Annotated in this window: 12 protein-coding genes and 1 pseudogene; 6 read left to right on the forward strand and 7 right to left on the reverse strand. The window is 72.5% G+C overall.

The genetic code is table 11. From position 1 onward, the window contains the following. Positions 1 to 47 precede the first annotated feature (47 nt). Together IG90_RS0126730 and IG90_RS39785 are read right to left on the reverse strand one after the other, a co-directional pair. The gene (locus IG90_RS0126730) at positions 48 to 737 is read right to left on the reverse strand and encodes an SDR family oxidoreductase (RefSeq protein WP_030589660.1); all 690 of its coding nucleotides are present in this window, start codon (positions 735 to 737) and stop codon (positions 48 to 50) included. A gap of 23 nt (positions 738 to 760) precedes the next feature. Next, positions 761 to 1295: pseudogene (locus tag IG90_RS39785) on the reverse strand (LOG family protein). A 93-nt stretch (positions 1296 to 1388) separates the two neighbouring features. Here IG90_RS39785 and IG90_RS0126740 point away from each other — a divergent pair. Then, a complete protein-coding gene (locus IG90_RS0126740; RefSeq protein ID WP_030589663.1) occupies positions 1389 to 1724 on the forward strand; it encodes a DUF427 domain-containing protein in 336 nt (111 codons plus the stop codon). A gap of 100 nt (positions 1725 to 1824) precedes the next feature. Then, a complete protein-coding gene (locus IG90_RS0126745) occupies positions 1825 to 2628 on the forward strand; it encodes an alpha/beta fold hydrolase (RefSeq protein ID WP_030589666.1) in 804 nt (267 codons plus the stop codon). Positions 2629 to 2797: 169 nt separating this feature from the next. Here IG90_RS0126745 and mnmA read toward each other — a convergent pair whose 3' ends face one another. After that, positions 2798 to 3934 carry a tRNA 2-thiouridine(34) synthase MnmA gene (mnmA, locus tag IG90_RS0126750; RefSeq protein ID WP_030589669.1) on the reverse strand — a complete coding sequence of 379 codons (1137 nt, stop codon included), beginning with the start codon at positions 3932 to 3934 and terminating at the stop codon, positions 2798 to 2800. A 61-nt stretch (positions 3935 to 3995) separates the two neighbouring features. On the opposite strand from mnmA, the gene IG90_RS0126755 reads away from it, so the two are divergent. Further along, the gene (locus IG90_RS0126755; protein WP_030589672.1) at positions 3996 to 4754 is read left to right on the forward strand and encodes an N-acetylmuramoyl-L-alanine amidase; all 759 of its coding nucleotides are present in this window, start codon (positions 3996 to 3998) and stop codon (positions 4752 to 4754) included. Positions 4755 to 4808: 54 nt separating this feature from the next. Here IG90_RS0126755 and IG90_RS0126760 read toward each other — a convergent pair whose 3' ends face one another. The 3 genes from IG90_RS0126760 to IG90_RS44935 form a co-directional block, all read right to left on the reverse strand. Continuing rightward, positions 4809 to 5978: a cysteine desulfurase family protein gene (locus tag IG90_RS0126760; RefSeq protein WP_030589675.1), complete on the reverse strand. Its 1170-nt coding sequence runs from the start codon at positions 5976 to 5978 to the stop codon at positions 4809 to 4811. A 174-nt stretch (positions 5979 to 6152) separates the two neighbouring features. Further along, the gene (locus IG90_RS0126765) at positions 6153 to 6518 is read right to left on the reverse strand and encodes a hypothetical protein (protein ID WP_030589678.1); all 366 of its coding nucleotides are present in this window, start codon (positions 6516 to 6518) and stop codon (positions 6153 to 6155) included. Positions 6519 to 6593: 75 nt separating this feature from the next. Continuing rightward, complete coding sequence (locus IG90_RS44935; RefSeq protein WP_030589681.1) at positions 6594 to 6749, reverse strand: hypothetical protein; 156 nt, start codon at positions 6747 to 6749, stop codon at positions 6594 to 6596. A gap of 127 nt (positions 6750 to 6876) precedes the next feature. Here IG90_RS44935 and IG90_RS0126775 point away from each other — a divergent pair, with 127 nt between their 5' ends. Next, entirely contained in the window at positions 6877 to 7527 is a 651-nt protein-coding gene (locus IG90_RS0126775) for a TetR family transcriptional regulator (protein WP_030589684.1), read from the forward strand. Positions 7528 to 7698: 171 nt separating this feature from the next. On the opposite strand, the gene IG90_RS0126780 is transcribed toward IG90_RS0126775, so the two are convergent. After that, positions 7699 to 8097 (reverse strand): hypothetical protein, encoded by a 399-nt coding sequence (locus IG90_RS0126780; protein ID WP_030589687.1) that lies wholly within the window; start codon positions 8095 to 8097, stop codon positions 7699 to 7701. 86 nt (positions 8098 to 8183) lie between these two features. On the opposite strand from IG90_RS0126780, the gene IG90_RS0126785 reads away from it, so the two are divergent. Continuing rightward, positions 8184 to 8810 carry a TetR/AcrR family transcriptional regulator gene (locus tag IG90_RS0126785; RefSeq protein ID WP_051860259.1) on the forward strand — a complete coding sequence of 209 codons (627 nt, stop codon included), beginning with the start codon at positions 8184 to 8186 and terminating at the stop codon, positions 8808 to 8810. Between the two features lie 711 nt (positions 8811 to 9521). Continuing rightward, positions 9522 to 9998 (forward strand): nuclear transport factor 2 family protein, encoded by a 477-nt coding sequence (locus tag IG90_RS0126795; RefSeq protein ID WP_030589697.1) that lies wholly within the window; start codon positions 9522 to 9524, stop codon positions 9996 to 9998. The last annotated feature ends 93 nt before the right edge of the window (positions 9999 to 10091 follow it).

The following is a 10091-nucleotide window of genomic DNA, read 5'->3' on the forward strand; positions in this document are numbered from 1 at the left end:
GGAAGCCTACGGTCCCGGGCGGGCACCGGGCGCACGGGGCGTCGGGGTCAGCGGCCGGGGCGGACGGTGAGGTCGTTGACCTCGGCGTCGCGCGGCAGGTCGAGCGCCATCAGGATCGTGGTCGCCACGGACTCGGGGTCGATCCAGCGGGCGGCATCGTACTCCTTGCCCTCCTGCTGGTGCACCTTGGCCTGCATGGGGCTGGCGGTGCGGCCGGGGTAGACGGTGGTGACGCGCACTCCGTTGCCGTGCTCCTCGTGGCGCAGCGAGTCGGCGAGCGCCTTGAGGCCGTGCTTGCTCGCGGCGTACGCGCTCCAACCGGCACTGGCGTTGAGCCCGGCACCGGAGTTCACGAACAGGACCTGGCCCCGGCAGACGCGGAGCTGCGGGAGAAGGAGGCGGGTGATCTCGGCGGGGGCGATCAGGTTGGCGTTGAGCTGGAAGTGCCAGGCCTTGGGGGTGAGCTCCCCGACTTCACCGAGTTCGACGACGCCGGCGATGTGCAGCAGGGTGTCGATCCGCTCGGGCATGGCCTGCTGGCCGAACGCCCAGGACAGCCGGTCGGGGTTGCCGAGGTCGCCGACGAGCGTGCGCGCGCCGGGGTAGCGGTCGGCGAACTCCTTGGCGCGGCCGGCGTCACGGGCGAGCAGGACGAGGTCGTCGCCGCGCTCCTGGAGACGGCGGGCGACAGCGGCCCCGATGCCGGATCCGGCGCCGGTGATGAGGTGGGTAGGCATGGGGCGATCCTAGGACGGCCTCCTCACCGGTGACCGGCGGCCTCTTCCAGGTGGCCGAGTGCGCCGGCACCGTCCTTCGCGAAGAGGACCGGTCCGGTCAGGGGAACGGGAGGAAGCCCTCGTCCTCCATGCGCTGGAACTGCCGGCGCAGCCCGTCGTAGAACCCCGCGGTGTCCAGCAGGACGACCGGCTTGGTGTGGTCGCCGGGCTTCTTCAGCTCCAGGATCTCGGTCGCCCCGTCGAGCGTCCCGGTCCCGCCGACCGTGATCACGACCGCGTCCGCCTTCGCCAGGAGGAGCGCCTTGCGCTCGGCGAGGTCGCGGCGATCACCGTCTCGTCGGCGCTCGTACGGGCCTTCGCGGCGAGGAAGCCGACCGATGCGCCGACCAGCCGGCCGCCCGCCGACCGGACGCCGTCCGCGACGACCTTCGTCAGTCCCCTCCGATCCGCCCCGGACGAGGGTGTGCCCGCCTCCGCCGAGCAGCTCGGCGAACTCCCGGGCGGCACGGTGTAGCGGTCGTCGAGGTCGGCGGCGGAGAGGAAGGCACAGATGTCCACGGAAAACCGAACGATCCGCCTCGGACACTCCCCGTGGTGCGGAAGATTCGGCGGGTGGGGAAGATTACGGGCCCGTACACCGCTGGAACAGGCATGACCGCCACACGAGGACACCGCATCACCGTCGAGCCGGGCACCGAGCACGTCCGGGCCGTGCACGAGGGCCAGGTGCTGGCCGAGAGCCGCCGCCCGCTCGTACTCCGCGAGACCGGCTGTCCGGTCCGCTACTACCTGCCGCCCGAGGACGTCCGCACCCAGCTGCTCACCCCGTCGGACACCAGCACCCACTGCCCGTTCAAGGGGGACGCCTCCTACTGGTCACTGCCCGGGGCCGCCGATCTCGTCTGGGCCTACCCGGACCCGAAGCCCGAAGTCGCCGCGATCAGGGACCACTTCTGCTTCTACGCGACGGAGACGGTGGCCGGCTGACCTGCGATGCGGGCTCCGCGTCACGGGGCCGGGCAGGGACTCCGCGAGGTTCTCCCTGCCGCAGCGATGAGTTTTCCGGACCGCCCCGGTCTCCTCTCCCATGGACAGGACTCTCTCCGCCGACGGCACTCCGATCGCCTACCGCCGCCAGGGCGAGGGGCCGCCACTGGTGCTGGTCGGCGGGGCGCTGAGCGCCTCGGCGGCCGGCGCCCCGCTGGCCGCCCTGCTCGCGCCGCGTTTCACGGTGCTCACCTACGACCGCCGGGGGCGGGGCGCCAGCGGTGACGCCGGGCGCTGCACCGTGGCGCGGGAGGTCGAGGACCTGGCCGCCGTCGTCGCTGCGGCCGGGCCGGGCGCGTCGGTCTTCGGGATGTCGTCCGGCGGGGCGCTGGCCCTGGAGGCGGCGGCCGCCGGGCTCCCGGTGGAGCTGCTCGCCGTGTACGAGCCGCCCTACACACCGGGCGCCTCCGGCCTGCTGTCCAAGGCCCGCTGCACGGCCCGGCTGCACCGGCTGCTGGCGGCCGGGGACCGGGGCGGGGCGGTGGAGCTGTTCCTGTCCATGACGGGCGTCGCCGAGGAGACGGCCGCCCGGATGCGGCGCGCCCCGGTGTGGGCGGAGCTGGAGGCGATGGCGCACACCCTGGCGTACGACGACGCCCTGCTGGGCGACGGGGCGGTCCCGGCCGAACGGTTCGCGGCCGTCGCCGCCCGCACGCTGGTGATCTGCGGCGGTTTCAGCAGCGCCCCGGCGCGCGCGGCGACCCGGACCCTGGCCGAGGCCCTGCCGCGCGGCCGGCACCGCACGCTGACGGGCCAGATGCGCGAGGTGGCACCCCAGGTGATCGCCCCGGTGCTCGCGGACTTCTTCGCCAAGGAGGTGTACGCGTACCGGCAGGCGTCCTGAGCCTCAGAGCCTGTCGGGTGGCCTCTGATCGGGCGGCCACCCCCTGGCACGCACGCTTCCGGTGTTGCCGAGGTGCCCCGGTAGCTCCGCTACGAGGACATCTCGGCACCCTGGAACCGCACGCACCGGACCGCGTCCGCATTCCGGTCGAAGACCACCCGACAGGCTCTCAGCCGCCGGTCGCCACCCTCTCGCGGCGGGCCGTCGTCGCGATGGTGGCCGAGCCGACCACGCGCGTGCCGTCGTACAGGACGACCGCCTGGCCGGGGGCCACGCCCCGGACCGGCTCGGCGAAGGTGACGTTCAGCTCCGTGCCGTCCACCAGTTCGGCCGTGACCTCGCTCTCGCCGCCGTGGGCGCGCAGCTGGGCGGTGTACGTGCCCGGGCCGGCCGGAGGCGTTCCGCACCAGCGGGGCTTGATGGCGGTCAGCGAGGTCACGTCGAGGGCCTCGACGGGGCCGACGGTGACGGTGTTGTCCACCGGGGAGATGTCGAGGACGTAGCGCGGCTTGCCGTCGGGGGCCGGGTGGCCGATCTTCAGGCCCTTGCGCTGGCCGATGGTGAAGCCGAACGCACCCTCGTGGGTGCCCAGCTTCGTACCGGACTCGTCGAGGATGTCGCCCTCGGCCGGGCCGCCGAGGCGGTTCGCCAGGAAGCCCTGGGTGTCGCCGTCGGCGATGAAGCAGATGTCGTGGCTGTCGGGCTTCTTGGCGACGGCGAGGCCCCGGCGCTCGGCCTCGGCGCGGATCTCGTCCTTGGTGGTGAGGGTGTCGCCGAGCGGGAACATGGCGTGGGCGAGCTGCTTCTCGTCCAGGACGCCGAGTACGTAGCTCTGGTCCTTGGCCATGTCGGAGGCGCGGTGCAGCTCGCGGCTGCCGTCCTCGGCGAGCACCACCGTGGCGTAGTGGCCGGTGCACACGGCGTCGAAGCCGAGGGCGAGGGCCTTGTCGAGCAGCGCGGCGAACTTGATCTTCTCGTTGCAGCGCAGGCAGGGGTTGGGCGTGCGCCCGGCCTCGTACTCCGCGACGAAGTCCTCGACGACGTCCTCGCGGAAGCGTTCCGCCAGGTCCCAGACGTAGAACGGGATACCGATGACGTCGGCCGCGCGGCGGGCGTCCCGGGAGTCCTCGATGGTGCAACAGCCACGTGCCCCGGTCCGGAAGGACTGGGGGTTCGCGGACAGGGCGAGGTGGACACCGGTCACGTCGTGGCCCGCCTCGGCGGCACGGGCCGCGGCGACGGCGGAGTCCACGCCGCCCGACATCGCGGCGAGGACACGCAGGGGGCGCTGGGAAGTCTGAGTCATAGCTCCTCCAGGGTACGGGTCGCCGGGAACCGAACGCTCGCGGATATGCGTTGACGATCACATGGGGAACAACGGGAGCACCCGGGGTGCGCGAAAGCCTTCGGGAAAGTCCGCGGGCTCGTCCTCGCGGAAGAAGCCGACGGACGGCGTGAGCCGACGCGCACTGCTGATCGGCGGCGGTGCGGTGGCTGCCGCCGGCACGGCCGCCGTGCTCGCGCGCGACCGGGTGAAGCGCCTGTGGTGGCAGGTGCCCGGCATCGAGAAGCCCCGGAAGCCGGGCGAGCTGGACTACGCGGGGGCGACCTGGGTGGCCGCGTCGGAGGCGAACTGGCGGCGGGCGGACCGCCCGGACGACTTCACGATCGACCGGGTGATCATCCACGTCACCCAGGGCAGCTTCGACAGCGCGGTGAAGGTGTTCCAGGATCCCGCCCACCAGGCCGCGACGCACTACATCGTGAGGCAGGACGGACGGGTGGTGCAGATGATCCGCGAGCTGGACGTGGCGTACCAGGCGGGCGACCGCGCCTACAACGAGCGGGCCGTCGGCATCGAGCACGAGGGGTTCGTGGATCGGCCGGGGGACCTCACGAAGGCGATGTACGCGTCCTCGGCGCGGCTCACGGCGTCGATCTGCGCCCGGCACGGCATACCCGTCGACCGGAAGCACATCATCGGGCATGTGGAGGTGCCGGGCACCGACCACACCGATCCGGGGCCGCACTGGGACTGGGACCGCTATCTGGAGCTGGTGCGGCGGGCCGCGACGGCGCCGGCCCCGTCACGCACGCCCACGCCTTCCGCGAAGGCCGCCGGCTGACGTCAGTCGGCAGACGGCAGACGGCAGACGGCAGACGGTCGCGGGCGGTGGACCTCAGCTGAGCCCGGCCGTCCTCGCCCGCTCGACCGCCGGGCCGATCGCCTCGGCGAGCGCCTTCACGTCCTTCTCGGTCGAGGTGTGGCCGAGCGAGAAGCGCAGGGTGCCCCGGGCCAGGTCCGGGTCCGTGCCGGTGGCGAGCAGGACGTGGCTGGGCTGGGCGATCCCGGCGGTGCAGGCGGAGCCGGTGGAGCATTCGATGCCCTGGGCGTCCAGCAACAGCAGGAGGGAGTCGCCCTCGCAGCCCGGGAAGCTGAAGTGGGCGTTGGCCGGGAGACGTCCGGCCGGGTCCGGGTCGCCGCCGAGCACGGCGTCCGGAACGGCCCGGCGCACGGCGGCCACCAGGTCGTCGCGCAGGGAGCCCACGCGGCGGGCGAACCGCTCGCGCCGCTCGGCCGCCAGCCGCCCGGCGACCGCGAAGGAGGCGACGGCGGGCACGTCCAGGGTGCCGGAGCGCACGTGCCGCTCCTGGCCGCCGCCGTGCAGCACGGGTACGGGGGTGTGGTCACGGCCGAGCAGCAGTGCGCCGATCCCGAACGGGCCGCCGATCTTGTGCCCGCTGACCGTCATCGCGGCCAGTCCGGACCGGGCGAAGTCGACCTCCAGCTGGCCGAAGGCCTGGACCGCGTCGGCGTGCATGGGGATGGAGAACTCCGCGGCGACCGCCGCCAGTTCACGTACCGGCATGATGGTGCCGATCTCGTTGTTGGCCCACATGACGGTGATCATCGCGACGTCGTCGGGGTTGCGGAGGACGGCCTCGCGCAGGTCTTCGGGGTGGACCCGGCCGTGGCGGTCGACCGGGAGGTAGTCGACGGTCGCGCCCTCGTGCTCGGCGAGCCAGTCGACGGCGTCCAGGACGGCGTGGTGTTCGACAGGGCCGGCGAGGACCCGGGTGCGGCGGGGGTCGGCGTCGCGGCGGGACCAGTAGAGGCCCTTCACGGCGAGGTTGTCGGCCTCCGTGCCGCCGGAGGTGAGGACGACCTCGCTGGGGCGTGCGCCGAGGGCGTCGGCGAGGGCCTCTCTGGACTCCTCGACGGTACGGCGGGCCCGGCGTCCGGCGGCGTGCAGCGACGACGCGTTGCCGGTGACGGAGAGCTGGGCGGTCATCGCCTCGATCGCTTCGGGAAGCATCGGGGTGGTCGCGGCGTGGTCGAGGTAGGCCATGGTGGGGCCGATTCTACGAGCCCCGGGTGGCGCGCATGCCGGGCGCGTCACGGCCCGGCCCCCGCGCACGCCCGCGGGAGGGTGCGGCGGACCGGCTCGGAGGCCGGCCGGGGACCCGATCCGGAGCCCGGTCCGGCACGGGGAGAGCGGCTCGCGGGGCCGCGTCGGGGGGCGTCAGCCGCCGGCGTTCCAGGCGACCGTGCCGCCCGCGGTGACCAGGACGGCGAGCACGACGAGGTCGGCGACGCCCAGGGCGAGGCCCAGGCAGGCGCGCCCGCGGCGGCGGGTGCGGCGGGCCAGGGCGAGCAGCGCCATCACGATCGCGGTGGGCCCGAGCAGGATGTTGAAGACCAGCAGCCCGACGAGGCCGAGGACGAACGAGGCGACGGCAAGACCGTCCGCCTCCCGGCCCACGGCCCGGGGGGCGGGGGCCGGCGCGGCGACATCGGGAGCCGCGGCACAGGGAGCGGCGGCGTCAGGACAGGTTCGGGCGTCGGCAGCGGTGTCGGTCACGCGGCGGGCGAAGTCGGTGAGGGCCATGGTGCGAGCTCCTTCGGACCGGTCCGGGAAACGGCGGGCTCGGCGGGTGCGGGTGTCGGGTGCGGTCGGGCGGGGTCAGCGGGTGCGGCGCGCGGTGCGTTCGCGGACGGCGAAGATCAGCAGCCAGCAGCCGATCACGGTCGCGGCGGCCAGGGTCAGCGGCAGCGGGATGTGGGCGACCGCCCCGAGGACGATCCCCAGCAGAAGCAGCGCGGCGACGAGGACGAGCACGGCGGAACCTCTCTGTGCGACGGCGAGTACCGTTCGGAAGCCGTTCGGAGTACGAGTGTTCACTGACCGAGTAGCCTAAACCCCTGACCCCTTCCTCGACTCGGAGAACGGTTGTTTACTGAATGGCATGAGTCACACCCCCGTCGGAATCCGCCGGACCCAGAAGCTCAGGACGCGCCAGGCCCTCCTGGACGCAGCGCTGGTCCTGCTGGAGCACCAGAGCCTGAGCAGTCTGGGGCTGCGGGAGGTCACCCGGGCCGCCGGGGTCACCCCGACGGCCTTCTACCGGCACTTCGAGGACACGGCCGCGCTCGGCGTCGCCCTGGTCGAGGAGACCCTGGGCAGCCTGCACGGGCTGATCGCCGCGGTGCTCGCGGAGACGGGCGACAGCGAGGAGCGGCTGGACCGCAGCGTGGCGGCGATAGCGCGCCATGTCGGCGCGCAGCCCGCCCACTTCCGGTTCATCGCCCGCGAGCAGCACGGCGGGGTCGGCCCGGTGCGCGCGGCGATCGCGGCCCAACTGCGGCGGTTCGCGGAGGAGGTGGCGTGCACGCTCGGCCAGGAGCCGGGCTCCGACGGCTGGAGCGAGGAGGACCTGCTGATGCTCGGCGGCCTCTATGTGGACCACATGGTGATCACCACGTCGACCCTGCTGGAGGCGGGGCAGGAAGGTGAGGCGGAGGTCGTCCGGGTGGCGCGGCGACGGCTGCGGCTGGTCACCATCGGCCGCGCGCACTGGCTGGACGAGGGGGCACCGGACGGCATCGCCCGCACCTGACCCGCGGCGGGGAACGGCGGTCGGCGGGTGGGCGCGCCCACCCGGAACAGCCCGTCGACGCCGGCGGATCGCCGGGCTCACCCCCTGCGCACGCCCGGGCCCCGACCGGATCAGGTCCGGCCGGGGCCCGGGCGGTGACGCGGTCGGACGGAAGTCCGGACGGTGACGCGCTCAGGCGGAAGAGTCGCCCCGAGCCTCCGAGGGCAGCCGCGCGGGCGCTGCCGCGATCAGCACGGCGGCGAAGACGAGGGGGGCGATCACCTGGTACCCCATCCAGACCTCACCACCGGCAGAGCTGCCCTGCCATGCCATCAGGAGCCCGACCACGGCAGCCAGCACCCAGCACGCGTCGTAGCCGATCATGAGCTTCAGATAGGTGCGCATCGGTCGGCTGCGGAGATATCTGAGCTCGATGACGCCTCCGATCAGCACGGCGACGCCCGCCACGGCCATCAGCCAGACCGGCGCACCGAGCAGCTCGCCGAGCGGGGCGGCGCCGGCGACGAAGACCACGCCGAGCACCACCTTGAAGGCACCGTCGGCTGCGGCGCCCACCATCTCGCGGGGCACTCGCGATGTCACGGCCTGAGTCATGAGAGTCCTCCTTGGGGCTCGTTGCGTTGTCTCCGTAACCAGATTACGGCAATATCGAAGTTATGAGAGTGACAAGGGCCCAGGCCAAGGAGCGCAATCGCAGCGCCCTGCTGGATTCCGCGCTCCAGATCGTGACCCGGGACGGGTACAAGGCCAGGCTCGACGAGATCGCCGAACGCGCCGATCTGACCACCGGCGCCGTCTACTCCCTGTTCGGGAGCAAGAGCAACCTGATGGTCGCCCTGATCACCGAGCATCTGCGGCCCTACTACGAGGAGATCGAGCAGGCGGTCCCCGCCGAGGTCGACCTGCTGGAGGCGGTCGACGCCTTCGCCCGGTACTACCGGCGCAGCTGCGACGCCCCGGAGGCGGTGTCGCGCCTGTCGCTCCAGATCACCTTTCTCGACAGGGCCCTGCACGACCCGGAGCTGGGCGCCCGGCTCGCAGCCTCCGTCCGGTCCCAGGAGAACCAGCTGATCGCCCTGTTCACCGGACGGCGGCACGGGCAGGGGTCGGTGACGTCCCGGCAGTCCCATCGACTGACCATCGCCCTCAACGCGCTGTTCGTGGGCCTCAGTCAGGGCGTCCTCCTGGGCCTCGCGCCAGGGGCCGACGAGGACTACTTCGCCGACGCCGCCCGAGCGCTGGCAGCCGGGATGGTCGTCACCGAGCAGGATGCCGATTTCTAATGACCTATCGTCAGAAAATCTAGTAAGCAACTAGTTTGATGCATGTCGGCCCGGCTGCCGCATGCCTTGCGAGCGGCCCGGACCGAGGTTCCGTCGCCCCTCGCGCGCGTTCGGTGACCTGCGCCCGTGTGCAGGCGTGATGGTCACCCATGCCGACTTCTGGGCCGATGCCCACGAGATGGACGTGCTGTGGCCGATCCGCAGCGACGGGACGGTGGTGTCCTGTCTGCCACGACATGGGGCTGCAGCTGGGCCTCGTGCTGCCGCTGTGGTCGGGCCGCCCGTCCTACCTGATGGGCCCGGAGGCGTTCATAGGCGGCCCGGACGCCGGCTGGAGGCGCTCTCCCGGTTCGGCGCCACGCACCGCCGCCGCGCCGAACTTCGCGTACGACCTGTGCGTCCGCAGCGACACCGCGCGCGGCCCGCTGGACCTGTCGCGCTGGCGGGTCGCCATCAACGGCGCCGAACCGGTCCGGGCGCACACCGTGCAGGAGTTCACCGGCAAGTACGCCGCGCACGGCTTCGACGCGCGGGCGATGTGCCCGGGGTACAGGGCTGGAGCGTCCGCAACGTTCCGTTGCCGCATGCCGGGCATCTCGCCGCCACGGCGCTCCGCTCGACCACACCGCACCGCACCGTCGTCCACCCGGAAGCCGCCTGAACCCACCGACCGACCCGACCGACACCGTTCACACCCGAAGGGACACGTACATGACCACCACCGCACCCGACCTCGCGGACCTCTCCCGCCGCCTCCAGGCGCTGACCGACCGCACCGAGCTGACGGAGCTGTGCGACCGCTATGTCCGCCACCTCGACCAGGACCGGCACAGCGACCACTGGTTGGAGTCGGTCTTCACCACGGACGCCCATCTCACCTTCCCCATGGGAGAGTTCAAGGGAATGGAAGGGCTGATCGCCTTCCAGGCGATGGCTCGGACGACCTTCGAGCGCACGCACCATCTCAGCTCCAACTACGACATCCGCCTCGACGGCGACAGCGCCCGTGTCACCGCACACCTGATGGCCGTGCACGTCCGCAACCGTGCGGAGCCGAACAGCCACTTCACCATCGGCGGCCACTACGAGGCGCAGGCGGTCCGCACCGCCGACGGCTGGCGCATCCGCACCTTCGTCTTCGACCTCGTGTGGAACGCGGGCGACCCTCCGGCGGGCAAGAAGCTCTAGGTGTTCTGTCCATGGAGGTTGGTGACGGATCCCACGGCTTAGGGATCTTGAACGAGTGAGGGCCTTCCGGGTTCGGTGTGGATTGCGACATCT

The organism is Streptomyces anulatus, from assembly GCF_000721175.1.
GTDB classification, from domain to species: domain Bacteria; phylum Actinomycetota; class Actinomycetes; order Streptomycetales; family Streptomycetaceae; genus Streptomyces; species Streptomyces anulatus_C.

Bases quoted from the DNA above. Each gene is read 5' to 3' on its own strand.
- IG90_RS0126740 (WP_030589663.1), top strand. From the start codon at position 1,389: ATGACCGCCACACGAGGACACCGCATCACCGTCGAGCCGGGCACCGAG.
- IG90_RS0126730 (WP_030589660.1), bottom strand. From the start codon at position 737: ATGCCTACCCACCTCATCACCGGCGCCGGATCCGGCATCGGGGCCGCT.
- IG90_RS0126785 (WP_051860259.1), top strand. From the start codon at position 8,184: ATGAGAGTGACAAGGGCCCAGGCCAAGGAGCGCAATCGCAGCGCCCTG.
- IG90_RS0126755 (WP_030589672.1), top strand. From the start codon at position 3,996: ATGGGGAACAACGGGAGCACCCGGGGTGCGCGAAAGCCTTCGGGAAAG.
- IG90_RS0126745 (WP_030589666.1), top strand. From the start codon at position 1,825: ATGGACAGGACTCTCTCCGCCGACGGCACTCCGATCGCCTACCGCCGC.
- IG90_RS0126765 (WP_030589678.1), bottom strand. From the start codon at position 6,518: ATGGCCCTCACCGACTTCGCCCGCCGCGTGACCGACACCGCTGCCGAC.
- IG90_RS0126760 (WP_030589675.1), bottom strand. From the start codon at position 5,978: ATGGCCTACCTCGACCACGCCGCGACCACCCCGATGCTTCCCGAAGCG.
- IG90_RS0126775 (WP_030589684.1), top strand. From the start codon at position 6,877: ATGAGTCACACCCCCGTCGGAATCCGCCGGACCCAGAAGCTCAGGACG.
- mnmA (WP_030589669.1), bottom strand. From the start codon at position 3,934: ATGACTCAGACTTCCCAGCGCCCCCTGCGTGTCCTCGCCGCGATGTCG.
- IG90_RS0126795 (WP_030589697.1), top strand. From the start codon at position 9,522: ATGACCACCACCGCACCCGACCTCGCGGACCTCTCCCGCCGCCTCCAG.